Annotated in this window: 13 protein-coding genes; 10 read left to right on the top strand and 3 right to left on the bottom strand. The window is 69.6% G+C overall.

Going from position 1 to position 15,234, the window contains the following annotated elements; genetic code table 11:
* Positions 1-4: 4 nt before the first annotated feature.
* From ACUN0C_RS07375 to ACUN0C_RS07365, 3 genes are all read right to left on the bottom strand, one after another.
* Entirely contained in the window at positions 5-790 is a 786-nt protein-coding gene (locus tag ACUN0C_RS07375) for a 4Fe-4S dicluster domain-containing protein (protein WP_445465689.1), read from the bottom strand.
* A gap of 1 nt (position 791) precedes the next feature.
* On the bottom strand, positions 792-3,632 hold the full coding sequence (locus ACUN0C_RS07370; protein ID WP_445465688.1) for a molybdopterin oxidoreductase family protein: 2,841 nt from the start codon (positions 3,630-3,632) through the stop codon (positions 792-794).
* 159 nt (positions 3,633-3,791) lie between these two features.
* On the bottom strand, positions 3,792-4,526 hold the full coding sequence (locus tag ACUN0C_RS07365) for a GntR family transcriptional regulator (protein WP_445465687.1): 735 nt from the start codon (positions 4,524-4,526) through the stop codon (positions 3,792-3,794).
* Between the two features lie 108 nt (positions 4,527-4,634).
* Between ACUN0C_RS07365 and ACUN0C_RS07360 the strand changes: the two genes are divergently transcribed.
* The 10 genes from ACUN0C_RS07360 to ACUN0C_RS07315 all read left to right on the top strand — a co-directional run bounded on the left by ACUN0C_RS07360 (position 4,635) and on the right by ACUN0C_RS07315 (position 15,233).
* On the top strand, positions 4,635-4,922 hold the full coding sequence (locus tag ACUN0C_RS07360; protein WP_445465686.1) for a UxaA family hydrolase: 288 nt from the start codon (positions 4,635-4,637) through the stop codon (positions 4,920-4,922).
* An 87-nt stretch (positions 4,923-5,009) separates the two neighbouring features.
* Positions 5,010-6,188 carry a UxaA family hydrolase gene (locus tag ACUN0C_RS07355; protein ID WP_445465685.1) on the top strand — a complete coding sequence of 393 codons (1,179 nt, stop codon included), beginning with the start codon at positions 5,010-5,012 and terminating at the stop codon, positions 6,186-6,188.
* A 100-nt stretch (positions 6,189-6,288) separates the two neighbouring features.
* Positions 6,289-7,311 (top strand): YeiH family protein, encoded by a 1,023-nt coding sequence (locus ACUN0C_RS07350; protein WP_445465684.1) that lies wholly within the window; start codon positions 6,289-6,291, stop codon positions 7,309-7,311.
* Positions 7,312-7,377: 66 nt separating this feature from the next.
* Positions 7,378-8,334 (top strand): tripartite tricarboxylate transporter substrate binding protein, encoded by a 957-nt coding sequence (locus ACUN0C_RS07345; protein ID WP_445465683.1) that lies wholly within the window; start codon positions 7,378-7,380, stop codon positions 8,332-8,334.
* A gap of 33 nt (positions 8,335-8,367) precedes the next feature.
* Positions 8,368-10,350, top strand: coding sequence for a tripartite tricarboxylate transporter permease (locus ACUN0C_RS07340; protein WP_445465682.1), 1,983 nt, complete (start codon positions 8,368-8,370; stop codon positions 10,348-10,350).
* Between the two features lie 15 nt (positions 10,351-10,365).
* Positions 10,366-11,301, top strand: a complete 936-nt coding sequence (locus ACUN0C_RS07335) for a hydroxyacid dehydrogenase (protein ID WP_445465681.1) — start codon at positions 10,366-10,368, stop codon at positions 11,299-11,301.
* Positions 11,298-12,296, top strand: coding sequence for an Ldh family oxidoreductase (locus tag ACUN0C_RS07330; protein ID WP_445465680.1), 999 nt, complete (start codon positions 11,298-11,300; stop codon positions 12,294-12,296). The genes ACUN0C_RS07335 and ACUN0C_RS07330 overlap by 4 nt, the downstream gene beginning before the upstream one ends.
* 172 nt (positions 12,297-12,468) lie before the next feature.
* A complete protein-coding gene (locus tag ACUN0C_RS07325) occupies positions 12,469-13,284 on the top strand; it encodes an ABC transporter ATP-binding protein (protein WP_445465679.1) in 816 nt (271 codons plus the stop codon).
* Entirely contained in the window at positions 13,284-14,144 is an 861-nt protein-coding gene (locus ACUN0C_RS07320; RefSeq protein WP_445465678.1) for an ABC transporter permease, read from the top strand. The genes ACUN0C_RS07325 and ACUN0C_RS07320 overlap by 1 nt, the downstream gene beginning before the upstream one ends.
* Before the next feature lie 48 nt (positions 14,145-14,192).
* Positions 14,193-15,233: an ABC transporter substrate-binding protein gene (locus tag ACUN0C_RS07315; RefSeq protein ID WP_445465677.1), complete on the top strand. Its 1,041-nt coding sequence runs from the start codon at positions 14,193-14,195 to the stop codon at positions 15,231-15,233.
* The last annotated feature ends 1 nt before the right edge of the window (position 15,234 follow it).

Genomic DNA, 15,234 nt, shown 5'->3' with positions numbered 1-15,234 from the left:
CGGATCACCCGAGCCTGTCGAGCGCGCGGTCGAGCCAGCCGACGAAGCCGGTCGCCTTCGGCGGGGGAGGGGCGGTCCCGGCCGCGCTCTCGCCGCCGTTCGCCGCGCCGCGGTGCCGACGCGGCGGCAGGTACTTGTTGACCGGCGCGGTGCCCTGCTCGGGCATGAGGTCGACGCCGCCGCGCTCCGCCACCATGCGCGACACTGCCGAGGCCGGGTCGGCGAGGTCGCCGAAATGGCGGGCATTGGTCGGGCAGGTGCGCACGCAGGCGGGGACCCGGTCCACCTCCTCGAGGTTCTCGTTGTAGATGCGGTCGACGCAGAGCGTGCACTTCTTCATGACGCCTTCGGCGAGGTCGAGCTCGCGCGCGCCGTAGGGGCAGGCCCAGGCGCACAGCCCGCAGCCGATGCACCAGTCCTCGTTCACGAGCACGATGCCGTCCTCGGCGCGCTTGTAGGAGGCGCCGGTCGGGCAGACGGTGACGCAGGGCGCGTCCGCGCAGTGCAGGCAGGATTTCGGGAAGTGCACCACCATCGGGCTCGCGCCCGGGGCCCCGTGTGCGCCCCCGCCGCAGCCGTTCGGCTCCGGCACCACCTCGAAGGTGTGGATGCGGTTCAGGAACGTCCCGGATGGCTCGGCGCCGTAGGGGTCCTGGTCGGACAGCGCGGCGCCGTAGCCGCCGGTGTTCCACTCCTTGCAGTTCACCACGCAGGCATGGCAGCCGACGCAGACGTCGAGGTCGATGACGAGGCCGAGCTTTCTCGGCGTGTCGTTCGGAAGCGCCGTCATCTCACCATTCCTGTCCGTAGCGGAGTTGCGCGGGCGAGGCGGGCTGGCCGGCCACGCGCCGCTGCACGGCGAAGCGCGGCTCGGTCGCGGCCGGCTCCGCCTCGGCCGTCTCGATGTTCACGCGGAGGTCGAACCACGCCGCCTGGCCGGTGATCGGGTCGGCGTTCGCCCAGCGCAGGCCGTCGCCCTGCTCCGGCAGGAGCTCGCGGATCAGATGGTTCACGAGAAACCCCTTCTCCGCCTCCGGCGCGTCCGGCGAAAGGCCCCAGGCGCCGGAGCGCTTGCCGATCGCGTTCCAGGTCCAGACCGTCTTGCCGTTGGTCGCGTCCATGCGCGCGATCTGCACCTTGATGCGGGCGTGATGGGAGGAGAGCCAGACCCAATCGCCGGTGGCGAGGCCGAGCTCGTCGCACAGCGCGCCCGGCACGTAGAGGGCGTTGCGGGCGTGGATCTGCCGGAGCCAGGCGTTCTGGGAGCCCCAGGAATGGTACATGGCCATCGGGCGCTGCGTGATGGCGTGGAACGGGAACCCGGTTTCGCCGCGCTGGTCGAGCCGGTCGCCCTCGAATGGCGGGTACCAGGTCGGCAGCGGGTCGAAACAGCGCTCGATCACGGGCCGGATGTGGTCCGGCGGCTGCGGCGAGCTCTTGCCGCGGGCGGCGAGCCGGAACTTGGCGAGCGGCTCCAGATAGAGCTGGAAGACGACCGGCTGCGGGCTGTCATAGAGCCCCATGCCGACCGCCCAGTCCTGGTAGGCGGCGTTGGCGTGCTTGAAGTAGAGCGCCTCGTCCGGGATGTGCGCCGTCCAGAAGCCGCCGTTCTCGACGTAGCGGTCGAGCTGCGACGGGTTGGGGCTGCCCCGCCCGGCGTCCGAACCGTTGCCGCGGAACCCGGCGAGCGGACCGATGCCGGGCTTCCGCTCGTGGTTGACGATGTAGTCGGCGTAGTCGCGGTATTTCGCCTTGCCGTCGGCGTCGACGAAGCCCGGCAGCCCGAGCCGCGCGCCGAGATCGATCAGCACCGACTGGAAGCCGCGCACGTCGCGGTCGGGCTGAAGCACCGGCCAGCGGATCGCGTCGGCGGCGACGTCGGCATCGCTGATCGGCCGGTCGAGCAGCGAAATGCAGTCGTGCCGCTCGAGATAGGTCGTGTCCGGCAGGATGAGGTCGGCATAGGCGACCATCTCCGAGGCATAGGCGTCGGAATAGATGATCTTCGGGATGACGTATTCGCCGTCCGGCCGCTTGGCGGTGAGCATCGCCATCGTGCCGGCGGTGTTCATCGACGAGTTCCAGGCCATGTTGGCCATGTAGAGGAAGAGCACGTCAATCTCGTACGGATCGCCCGCCGCGGCGTTGGCGATCACCATCTGCATCAGGCCGTGGGCGGAGAGCGGCGCCTCCCAGGAATAGGCCTTATCGATCCGCTGGGGCGTGACGCCGTCGGCCTCCAAGAGCAGGTGCTCGGGGCCGAGCGGGTAGCCGAGCGGGCTGCCGGCGAGCGGCGTGTTCGGCTTCGCATTGCCGGCCGGCCGCGGATGCGCCTCCGCCGGCTTCGGGTAGGGCGGCTGGAAGCGGAAGCCGCCCGGGCAGTCGATCGAGCCGAGCAGGATCTGCAGGAGGTGCAGCGAACGGCAGGTCTGGAAGCCGTTCGAATGGGCCGAGATGCCGCGCATGGCATGGAATGCCACGGGGCGTCCGATCATCGTCTCGTGGCGCTCGCCCTTCCAGTCGGTCCAGGGCCGGGCGAGCACGATCTCCTCCTCGAAGGCGGTGCGGGCGAGCTCCTCGGCGATGCGGCGGATCGTTGCGGCCGGCACGCCGGTCGGCTCCGCCGCGCGCTCCGGCGCGTAATCGGGCGCCGCGTACTTGGCGGAAAGGAGCGCGAAGACCGGCACTGCGCGCCGTCCGTCCGGCAGCGCGACCTCGCCCTCGAGCCGCACCTTCGCGCCCGCCGACTTGTGCGGCGCGAGGCCGCCGGCCGCCTCGTCGAAGACGAGCGGAACGCCTTCGGCGTCGCGGGCGAACAGGCCGTCCTCAGTGCCGTCCGGATCCTGGATCACGAGCCAGGCGGCGTTCGTGTAGCGGGCGAGATAGTCGCGGTCGATCCGGCCGGTGCGCAGGAGCTCGTGCACGATGGCGAGCACGAACAGGCCGTCGGTGCCCGGCGTGATGCCGATCCACTCGTCGGCGATCGCGTTGTAGCCGGTGCGGACCGGGTTCACGCCGACGATCTTCGCGCCGTGCGCGCGCAGCTTCGACAGGCCGATCTTGATCGGGTTGGAATCGTGGTCCTCGGCGACGCCGAAGATCATCAGGTATCTTGCGCGCTCCCAGTCCGGCTCGCCGAATTCCCAGAACGAGCCGCCGAAGGTGTAGATGCCCGCGGTCGCCATGTTGACGGAGCAGAAGCCGCCATGGGCGGCGAAGTTCGGCGTGCCGAACTGCTGCGCCCACCAGCCGGTCAGCGCCTGGCTCTGGTCCCGGCCGGTGAAGAAGGCGAGCTTCTTCGGGTCGCGCTCGCGGATCGGGCGAAGCCAGTCGGTGGCGAGCGCCAACGCCTCGTCCCATTCGATCTCGCGGAACTCGCCCGCGCCGCGCTCGCCGACCCGCATGAGCGGCTTGCTCAGGCGGGCGGGGGAGTAGTGCTGCATGATGCCGGCCGAGCCCTTGGCGCACAGCACGCCTCGGTTCACCGGATGGTCCCGGTTGCCCTCGATGTAGCGGATCCTGCCGTCGCGCAGATGCACGTTGATCCCGCACCGGCAGGCGCACATGTAGCAGGTGGTCTGGCGGACCTCGTCGGAAACCTTAGGCGAGAGATCGATCTGCGGCTGACCCAAGGTCCGTGCTCCCTTACGCTTTCGCTCGGCTGCGGCCGGGCGCGGCCGCGATCGCGGACAGCGCCGGGCCTCCGCGGACGTCTTTTGTATCTTATAGAAGTCATACAAAGGCAGGGCCGGAGCGGCAAGCGCGCTGGCCGCAGGAAGCGACGCGAGTGGCTATTTCAGGTCGACGCCGTAGTGGAAGGCGTCGGTCAGACAGCGGGAGACGCGCCATTCGATCGGCGCCTCGTCGAGCCCGTAGGCAATGCGGTCGATAAGGAGGAGCGGCGTGCCGGCCGGGCAGCCGAGCTGCTCGGCGTCGGCCGCGGTCGCAGCCACCGCCTTCAGCCGCTCCACCGCATGCGCGACGGTCAACCCGAACCGCGCCGAATAGAGCGCGTAGACGTTGTTCGGCACCGTCTCGACGCGGTCGAGCGCGGGGAAGCGGCCGGCGGGGAGGACGATCTCCTCGGCGATCACCGGCTGCCCGTCGAGGAAGCGGGTGCGGCGCAGGTCCCAGACCAGGCCGCGCGGCGGCAGGCCGAGCTTCGCGCGGGCGGCAGCGCTCGCCTTGGTCTTCACCAGCGCGGTGACGGTGCTGTCGGGCAGCCGGCGCCGGCCGTCATCGGCGGTCAGCTTGAAGAACTTGAACAGGAGGCGCCCTTCCTCGGGCTCGGCCACGAAGGTGCCGCGGCCCTGCCGGCGCATGACGAGGTTGTCTGCGGCGAGCGAATCGAGCGCCTTGCGTACGGTGCCCTGGCTCACCCCCATCTCGACCGCGAGCTGCTGTTCGCTCGGCAGCATCTGGCCGGGCTGCCAGCGCCCGTCGATCAGCCGCGACACCATGGCCTCGCGCACCTGGCGGTAGAGCGGGCGGAGTTCGAATGCCGTTTCGGAAATTTCCGCCTCCATGGGCCGACGCGCATCATCAACTTAGCACGCCCCCGGTTGACATCGGAAGCGGTCCGTATCTTATGTCTTATATAAGATACACCCCACCACCGCGAGAGGGAGCACCGAATGAGCATTCCGCAATTGCTCGTACACGAGCATGACGACAATGTCGGCGTCGTCGTCGTCGAGGGCCTGAAGGCCGGAACCGACATGCTGTGCGTCGTCACCGCCGACAATTCCTCGTTCAACCTGACGGCCAAGTCCGACGTGCCGATCGGCCACAAGATCGCGCTGAAGGACCTGAAGTCCGGCGACACCGCGATCAAGTACGGCGAGGACATCGGCCGCTTCGTCGCCGATGTGGAGAAGGGCGCCCACGTCCACGTCCACAACCTCAAGACCAAGCGCTGGTAAGCGCAGCCGGTCGGCGAAGCCCCCACACCCGCAATTTCGCCCGCGCGGCTCGGTAACAGAGCGCCGGGACCAGACACGGAGGCCAGCATGGCTCTCAACGGCAATCAGAAGATCATGGCCTACCGGCGCGAGAACGGCCGCGTCGGCGTCCGCAACCACGTCGTCATCCTGCCCGTCGACGACATCTCGAACGCCGCCTGCGAAAGCGTCGCGAACAACATCAAGGGCACGATGGCGCTGCCGCATGCCTATGGCCGGCTGCAGTTCGGCGAGGATCTCGACCTGCATTTCCGGACGATGATCGGCACCGGCTCGAACCCGAACGTCGCCGCCTGCATCGTGATCGGCATCGAGCCCGGCTGGACCAACCGCATCGTCGAGGGCATCGCCAAGACCGGCAAGCCGGTGGCGGGCTTCTGGATCGAGCAGAACGGCGACCTGAAGACGATCATGGACGCCTCGCGCAAGGCGAAGGAGTTCGTCCACTGGGCGACCGAGCAGCAGCGCGAGGAGTGCGACGTCTCCGAGCTCTGGGTCTCCACCAAGTGCGGCGAGAGCGACACCACGACCGGCCTCGGCTCGTGCCCGACGGTCGGCAACATGTACGACAAGCTGATCCCGGCCGGCATCTACGGCTGCTTCGGCGAGACGTCGGAGATCACTGGCGCCGAGCACATCTGCAAGGAGCGCGCGGCGACGCCGGAGGTCGGCGAGCGCTGGTACAAGATGTGGAAGGCCTACCAGGACGAGGTCATCGAGGCGAACAAGGTGGACGACCTCTCCGAGAGCCAGCCGACCAAGGGCAACATCGAGGGCGGCCTGTCCACCATCGAGGAGAAGGCCCTCGGCAATCTGGAGAAGATCGGCCGCGAGTGCCGCTACATCGACATCCTGGAGCCGGCCGAGGCGCCGAAGGCCGGGCCGGGCCTCTACTTCATGGACAGCTCGTCGGCGGCGGCCGAATGCGTGACGCTGATGGCGGCCGGCGGCTACGTCATCCACACCTTCCCGACCGGGCAGGGCAACGTCATCGGCAACCCGATCGTGCCGGTGATCAAGATCACCGCCAATCCGCGCACGGTGCGGACCATGTCGGAGCACGTCGACGTCGACGTCTCGGGCATCCTACGCCGCGAGATGACCATCGACCAGGCCGGCGACGCGCTGATCGACATGGTCGTGCGCACGGCCAACGGCCGCAACACGGCGGCGGAGGCCCTCGGCCACCGCGAGTTCGTCATGACGAAGCTCTACCGCAGCGCCTGACCGGCCCTGCGCAGTCACGGGCCGGCGCCTCGTCGCGCCGGCCCCTCCGGTTTCTGCGCCGGGTCTCGCGGCGAACGCCCGCCCGGCGAGGACATCTGCCATGACCTTGTCTCCGCCGGCCGGCTGGCCGGACCGCCTTCGCGACGAGCTCGGCCGCATCGGTCCGGGCTTCGCGGTGGCGCTGACGGTCGCGGCCGCCGCCTCCTTCGTGTCGGAGACCTATGGCGGCCCGGTCATGCTGCTGGCGCTGCTCCTCGGCATGGCCCTCAACTTCCTGTCGGAGGCGGGCCGCTGCCCAGCCGGCATCCAGTTCACGTCGAAGCGGGTGCTGCGCATCGGCATCGCGCTGCTCGGGCTGAGGATCGCGGCGAGCGACGTCGTCGCGCTCGGGCTGCAGACGGTCGAGCTCGTCGTCGCGGGCGTGGTGCTGACGATCCTGTCCGGGGTGGCCCTGGCGCGATTCGTCGGCCGCGGCGCGCGCTTCGGGACGCTGATCGGCGGCGCCACCGCGATCTGCGGCGCCTCGGCCGCCCTCGCCATCGCCTCCGTGCTGCCGCGCCGCCCGGAATCCGACCGCGAGACGATCTTCGTCGTGGTCGCGGTGACGACGCTCTCCACCATCGCGATGGTCATCTACCCGGCGCTCTTCCACGCCCTCGGCTTCGACCGCTACCAGATCGGCATCCTCGTCGGCGCGACCATCCACGACGTCGCGCAGGTGGTCGGCGCGGGCTACGCCGTGTCCGATCTCACCGGCGACACCGGGACGGTGGTGAAGCTCTTCCGGGTCGCGCTGCTGCTGCCGGTGGTCTTCATCGTCTCGATGCTGTTCGCCCGGTCCCGCACCGGCGGCGAGACCCGGCAGCTGCCGATCCCGGTCTTCGCGATCGTCTTCGCCGCGCTCGTCGTCGTGAACTCGTTCGGCATCGTGCCGGAGGCGATCCGCGAGCCGCTCGTCGGGCTCTCGCGCTGGTGCCTCATCGCCGCGGTCGCCGCGATCGGCCTCTCCACGTCGCTGAAGGAGATCGCGAAGGTGGGATTTCCGCCCGTCTTCGTTGCCGTCGGCACCACGATCGTGCTTCTTGTCTTCACGCTGGCCGCGGTCGTGATGATCGCGCACTGACCGGCCCCTGCTTCATGCAGGCAACCCAGGGACATCCGTCCAGGACCGACAAGGGAGAGAAACGGGATGCGATTTTTCGGAAGCACCAGGACGATCGTCGCGGCGGCTGCCGTGGCTTTGGCGAGCGTCGGCACCGCCGCGGCCTTCCCGGACAAGCCGGTCGACTACATCATACCGTTCGGCCCGGGCGGCGAGTCGGACATCGCCGCGCGCCTGCAGCAGCCCTTCTTCAAGCAGAAGTTCGGCCAGGACCTCGTCGTCTCCTACAAGGAAGGCGGCGGCGGCGCGGTCGGCTGGGCGCAGCTCAACAGCCTGAACAGCGACGGCCACACCATCATGGGCATCAACCTGCCGCATGTGGTGATCCAGCCGGCCGAGAAGGACGTCGGCTACAAGATGGAGGACCTCGTCCCCGTCTACTGGTTCCAGTACACCCCGGACGCGATCGTGGTGACGGCCGGCAGTCAGTTCAAGACGCTCGAGGACATGATCGCCTACGCCAAGGAGAACCCGGGCCGCGTGACGTTCTCCGGCTCCGGCAAGGGCACCGCGAACCACCTCGCGCAGGTGCGCTTCGACGAGCTCGCCGGCATCAAGACCACCTACGTGCCGTTCGGCGGCACGGGGCCGGCCACCACCGCCATGCTCGGCGAGCAGGTCGTCGCCTCCTGGGGCTACACCACCGTCGGCGCGGCCCAGGGCGAGCAGGTCCGCATGCTCGCCGTCGCGATGGAGGAGCGTCACCCGCTGTTCCCGGACGTGCCGACCTTCAAGGAGCTCGGCTTCGACATGGTCGGCGGCGCGCTCCGCGGCATCGCGGTGCCGAGCGGCGTCTCGGAGGAGCACCGCAAGGCGTGGTCGGACATGATCGGCGAGGTCAACAAGGACGAGGCCTTCCGCAAGCAGATGCTCGACGGCGGCTTCGCGCTCATCGACATCCCCTACGAGGAGATGGACGCCTACATGAACGAGCAGAAGGAGGCCTATCTGGCCGCCGCCCGTGAAGCGGGCATCCTGAAGTAGACGAGACGGGTCGCGAACCATGAGGGGGCGGTCGTGACCGGTCTCGAACATCTGATCGCCGCGCTGACGCCGCTGAACCTGCTCTTCGCATTGTTCGGCGTCGTCGCCGGCACCGTCATCGGCTCGATCCCGGGGCTGACCGCCACGATGGCGGTCGCCGTCCTGGTGCCGCTGACCTTCACGATGGAGCCGGCCTCCGCCCTCATCCTGATGGGGGCGATCTATACCGGCGCCATCTACGGCGGGGCCTATTCGGCCATCCTCCTCAACACGCCGGGCACGCCCTCGGCGATCGCCACCACCTTCGACGGCTACCCGATGGCGCAACGCGGCGACGGCGATCTCGCGATCACCGTCGCCTGCCTGGCGAGTGTGGTCGGCGGCCTGGTCGGGGCGCTCTTCCTGCTCACGCTCGCGCCGCCGCTCTCGCGCGTGGCGCTCGCCTTCGGGCCGGTGGAGTATTTCTGGCTGGCGATCTTCGGCCTCTCGCTCATCGCCGCGCTTTCGGAGGGCAGCGTCTGGAAGGGGATCGCGGGCGGTGCGCTCGGGCTGCTCCTGTCCTGCGTCGGCGTTGCGGCGGTCTCCTCCGACGTCCGCCTGACCTTCGGCAGCCAGACGCTCGTCGGCGGCATCCAGATCGTCGCCGCGCTGATCGGCCTCTACTGCATTCCTGTCCTCATCGACCTCGCCGCCACGCCCGACCGGCACCTGAAGCTCGACGAGAACCAGGCGCCGCGAGGATTCCGCCTGCGCGAGGCCATCGCCATCACGATGCGGCAGAAGTTCAACGTGCTGCGCTCCTCCGTGATCGGCACTGTGGTCGGGATCCTGCCCGGCGCGGGCGGCTCCATCGCGTCGCTCGTCGCCTATTCGGAAGCGCGGCGCACGGCGCGGCGCGACCAGCATTACGGCCGCGGCGAGCCGGGCGGCATCATCGCCTCGGAATCCTCCAACAACGCCACCGTCGGCGGCGGCTTCATCCCGACGCTGGTCCTCGGCATTCCCGGCACGCCGCCGGACGCGGTGATCCTGGGCGCGCTGCTCGTGCAGGGCATCCGCACCGGGCCTAAGCTCTTCGAGGCGCAGGGCGCGATCGCCTACACCTTCATCTGGGGCCTGGTGCTCGCCACCATCCTGATGCTGCCGACGGGCCTGCTGCTGGGCCGCTACGCCTACCGCACCATCATCACCATCCCGAAGGCGGTGCTCGTCCCGACCGTCGCCTTCATGACCATCATTGGCACCTACGCGATCCGCAACAGCGGCTCGGACGTCATCATCATGGTGCTGCTCGGCATTGCCGGCTGGATCGTCTCGCGCTTCGGCTTCGCGGTCTCCCCGATCGTGCTCGGCCTCATCCTCGGCCCGATCGCCGAGCAGGGCTTCGTCCAGGCCTGGACGATCGGCACGGCGATCGGCGACCTGCCGGGCATGTTCTTCGGCCGGCCGATCAGCCTCGCCATCATCGCCTTCACGCTGCTGACGCTGTTCTACCCCGCCGCCAAGGCGTGGTGGGAGGCGCGGCGGAGCGGCGCGCCGGCGGTGGCGGTGCTGAAGCCCGCGCGCGGGCCCGCGAACTGGTCGACTGCGGCCGCGGCGCTGTTCCTCGCCGGGGTCGGCGTCGCCGCGCTCCTCGATTCTCGGGGCTACGGCGACCCGGATTCCGCAGCCTTCCCGGTGACCGTCGCGATCGTGCTCATCGGCGCCAGCCTCGTCGTGGCGGTGCGGGCGGCGCTCGGCATCGGCTCGGCGCCGGAAGCGCTCACCGGATCCATGCCGCGGCGGATCGCGCTGCCCATCATCATGATCGGCGCGGCGCTCCTCATGATGGCGTTCGGCTTCGTCCCCGCGATGCTCGTCATGTTCATGGCGCTCCTCGTCGTCGCCATGCATGATCCGTGGACGCCGAAGCGGGTCGTGCTTTTCGCCGGATCCGGCCTCCTCATCGTCATCGGCTTCTACGCCCTCTTCCGACACCTTCTGATGGTGCCGCTGCCGGCCACCAAGCTTTTCTGACCCCTGGAGAAATCATTGCCCGATATCGTCGTCTCCGAATTCATGGAGGAGGGCGCCGTCGCCGACCTCGCGGCGCGCTTCGACACACTCTACGACCCGGCGCTCGTCGATGACCCGGCGGCGCTCGCGGAGGCCGTGCGGCAGGCCCGCGCCCTCGTCGTGCGCAACCGGACGCAGGTGCGGGGCGCGGTGCTCGAGGCGGGCGCGCGGCTCGAATGCGTCGGCCGGCTCGGCGTCGGGCTCGACAACATCGACATGGCGGCGTGCGAGGCGCGCGGCATCGCCGTCTACCCGGCGTCCGGCGCGAACGACCTCTCCGTCGCCGAATACGTGGTCACCGCGGCGCTCGTGCTCCTGCGCGGCGCCTGGTTCGCGACGCCCGACATGATCGCCGGCGGCTGGCCGCGCGCGCGGCTGATCGACGGCCGCGAGACGAGCGGCAAGGTGCTCGGGCTCGTCGGCTACGGCTCGATCGCGCGCGAGACGGCGAGCCGCGCGGCCGCGCTCGGCATGAGCGTGATCGCCTACGACCCGCTCCTCCCCGAGGCCGATCCGGCGTGGCGGAACGCCGGCCGGCGCGACCTCGACGCCCTCCTTCGGGAGGCGGACGTGGTCAGCCTCCACGTGCCCCTGACGGAGGGTACACGGCGGATGATCGACGGCGCCGCGCTCGCCCGGATGAAGCCCGATGCGATTCTGATCAATGCGGCCCGCGGCGGGGTCGTCGACGAGGCCGCCATCGCCTCGGCGCTGAAGGCGGGCAGGCTCGGCGGCGCCGCGCTCGACGTCTTCGAGGGCGAGCCGCTCAAGGCCGACGCCGCCGCCCGCTTCGCGGACGTCCCGAACCTCATCCTCACGCCGCACATCGCCGGGCTGACGGCCGAGTCGAACGTCCGCGTGTCGAGTCTCACCGCCGCCAACGTGCTGCGCCATCTGGAACGCCGCTCATGACCGGCACGACCATCTCGCTCGACGACGCGCGCGCGCTCGTCGCCGACGCCCTGCAGCGTTCTCGGACGGCGCCCGGCAATGCGATGGCCGTCGCGAAGGCCCTCGTCCGGGCCGAGGCGAGCGGCCAGTCCGGCCACGGTCTCCGCCGTGTCGCAAGCTATGCCGCGCAGTCGAAGTCCGGCAAGGTGGACGGCTTCGCCGAGCCGCGCGCCGCGCGCACCGCGCCGGGCGTGCTCATGATCGACGCCGCGAACGGCTTCGCCTATCCGGCGCTCGACCGGGCGGTCGCCGAGCTCCCGGCGATCGCGCGCGAGCAGGGCATCGCGCTCGCCGGCATCCACCGCTCGCACCATTCGGGCGTGATGGGGCTCGTCGCGGAGGACTTCGCCGAGGCGGGGCTCGTCGCCCTCGTCTTCGCCAACACGCCCTCGGCCATGGCGCCCTTCGGCGGCAGGACCGCGCTCTTCGGCACCAACCCGATCGCCTTCGCCGCGCCCTGCGCAGGGCGGCCGCCGGTCGTCATCGACCTGTCGCTCTCCAAGGTGGCGCGCGGCAAGGTGATGGCCGCGAAGCAGAAGGGCGAGCCGATCCCGGAGGGCTGGTGCCTCGACAGCGAGGGCCGCCCGACGACCGATCCCGCCGCCGGACTCGCCGGCACGATGGTCCCGCTCGGCGACGCCAAGGGCACCGCGCTCGCGCTGATGATCGAGATGCTCGCCGCCGGCCTCGTCGGCGCCAACTATGCCTACGAGGCGACCTCCTTCTTCGACGCCGAGGGCGCGCCGCCGGGCGTCGGCCAGACGATCATCGCGATCGATCCGGCGCGTGTCGGGGGCGAGACGGCCGCCGCCCGTTTCGGCGAGATCGCCGCCCGCATCGAGGCCGACGGCGCCCGCGTGCCCGGGGCGAGGGGGCGGCGTCTGCGCGAGCACGCCGGAGCCGCGGGCCTGCGCATCGACGACTCGGTGCTGCAGGAGATCCGCTCGATCGGCTGACGGAGCGGCTGCCGGCCGATGCCGGCAACGGTCCTGCCGGCCGAAAGAATTCTTTCGCCTCGATTTTGATCTTGCCCGCATCGCCCTGTCGGAATAAAACTGTGCAATCGTTCGCATAGATGCTGGCCGCAAGAGCCGCACGCGAACGCGACGGAGAAGGGAGGGCGCGCGCATGACCCGAACGGGGTCCGAGGACATTGCTGCGATCGAGGCCGAGAACGCCAGCAAGCTCTTCCTGGACGGCGCGGTCGTCGCCTTCAGGCGGCTCAACATCGGCGTTAAGGCGCAGGAGATCCTGTGCGTCGTGGGCCCGAGCGGCTGCGGCAAGACAACCTTTCTGCGCTGCATCGCCGGCCTGACCGACGTCTCGGAAGGCAAGCTGCTCGTCCACGGCAAACCGGTCGCAGGCCCGCCGGACGGCGTCGCCATGGTGTTCCAGCATTTCGGGCTGCTGCCCTGGAAGACCGTCTACCACAATGCCGCCTTCGGGCTCGAAATGGCGGGCGTGGCGCAGTCCACCGTCCGCGAGCGCGTGCGGCACTATCTGCACCTCGCCGGCCTGCACGGCTTCGAGGACCATTATCCCTACCAGCTCTCCGGCGGCATGCAGCAGCGCGTCGGCCTCGTCCGCGCACTCGCCATGAACCCGTCCGTGCTCCTGATGGACGAGCCCTTCGCCGCGCTCGACGCGCAGACGCGCGAGGTCCTGCAGGAGGAGCTCCTCAGCCTCATGCAGCGGCCGGAGGAGCGCAAGACCATGGTCTTCATCACCCACTCGATCGACGAGGCGATCCTCCTCGGCGACCGCATCGCGGTGATGTCGGCCCGGCCCGGGCGCATCAAGGAGATCATCGACGTCCCGTTCCCGACGCCGCGCGACGTCAACGCCATCCGCGCCGATCCCCGCTTCGCCGAGATCCGTGCGCACATCTGGAACGAGCTGCGCCCGCAGCGCAGCACTCGCAGCGATATGGAGGCGGCCGCCTGATGTCCACGATCCCGACAGCCGCCGTCGCCCCGCCGGACGTCGCCGATTACGGCGACGACCAGATCCGGGCCCGCAAGGCGGCCGCCGACCGCCGCCGCCGCGACGGCATCCGGGCGCTGGTGATCCGGCTCACCTCGCTCGCCGTCTTCCTGAGCCTTTGGCAGATCGCCGGCTCGCAGATCGATCCGATCCTCTTCACCACCCCGGTGAAGGTCTTCCATGCGGCCGTCCGCATGATCGGCAGCGGCGAGCTCTGGCACTATCTCTGGCCGAGCCTGGTCGTCCTGTTCTACGGGCTGGCGAGCGCCTGCATCGCCGGCATCGGCATCGGGCTGCTCCTCGCCCGGTACCGGACGGCGGACCTCGCCTTCGACATGTACATCACCTTCCTCTATTCGACGCCGATGGTGGCGCTCGTGCCGCTGATCGTGCTGTGGGCCGGCTACGACACCACGGCGAAGACGGTGATCCTGTTCCTGTTCGCGTTCTTCCCGATGGTGATCAACACCTATCAGGGCGTGAAAAACGTCGATCCGAAGCTGCTCGAGGTGGGCAAGGCGTTCCGCTGCTCGGAAGGGCAGATGTGGCGCCACATCATCATCCCGGCCTCGCTGCCCTTCATCGTCACGGGGCTGCGGCTCGCCGTGGGCCGCGGCCTGATCGGCATGGTGATCGCCGATCTCTACACCGCGATCTCCGGCATCGGCTACCTCATCCAGCGCGCGGCGACGACCTACAAGGTCGACACGATGTTCGTGCCGATCGTCGCGCTGGGCATCCTCGGGGTGACGCTCACCGCGCTCCTGCGGGTGCTGGAGAAGCGGGTCGCCCCCTGGACCGCCGCCCGCGAACGGGACTGAGCTTTTCGACAGCCCGGCTGAAGCCGGGCGTCATGGGAGGGAAGGGAAATGTCGATCTCTAGGTATGGACTGAAGGTTCTGCTGGCTTCCGGCATCGCCTTGGGCGCCGCCGCGGGCGCGGCTGAGGCTCAGCAGAAGCAGTGCAGCGAGATGCGGCCGCTGAAGATCGGCGTGGCCGTCGTGCCGCCGAACGTCGTCCACACGACGCCTTACGTGGCGCGCGACCTCGGCCTCTTCGAGAAGCACTGTATTGCCCCTGAGATCATCGCCTTCGAGGGCGGTGCCTCGGCCGCGCTCTCCGCCGCGCTCCAGCAGGGCCAGATCATCGCCAACGTCACCGACATCATGGTCGGCAACGGCATGAAGGCGCATCAGCTCTGGGGCTTCGCGCCGCGCCTGCCGCAGTCCTATACGGTGAGTGCGGACGTGCAGACTCCGGCCGACCTGAAGGGCAGGCGGCTTTCGGCGGCCGGAGGCGGGGTCGGCGGCTTCAACTGGCGGATGGGCCGCACCATGCTCGCCGATGCCGGCCTGACCGTCGACGACGCTGTCTGGGTGTCGCAGGGCCTCGCCGGCCGGCTGCCGGGCCTTCTCACCGGGCAGCTCGACGGCGTCTCGCTCCATCCGGAGGACGTCTACATCGCCCAGAAGGAGAAGCCGGACGTTCGCGTCCTCGCCGTGCTGGCGGAAAAGATGCCGAACTACGTCTTCAACATGTACGGTGCGGCCGACAGCTTCGTCGCGCGCGACCGCGAGCTCCTGATCGACGCGATGGCCGCCATGATCGAGGCCAACCGCGCGATGTACCAGGAGCGCGAGAAGGTCGTGCCGATCATCGCCAAGGAAACCGAGAAGCCCGAGGATGCGGTCAACTACGCGCTCGACGTGCTGACCCAGAACTGCGTCTGGGCGGTGAACACCGGGTTCGACCGCGCGCGCACGGAATGGTCTGCGAATTTCGGCGTCGAGATCGGCGACATCCCGGCCGAGTCCAAGCCGAGCTACGAGCAGATCGTCGACGAATCGGTCGCCAAGGAAGCGGTCGAGCGCGCCGGCGGCGAGACCGAAATCAACGGCTGCAAGCTCTGAT

The sequence above is a fragment of the Faunimonas sp. B44 genome (genome assembly GCF_052655945.1).
This window is presented reverse-complemented; position numbering and strand designations above follow the sequence as displayed.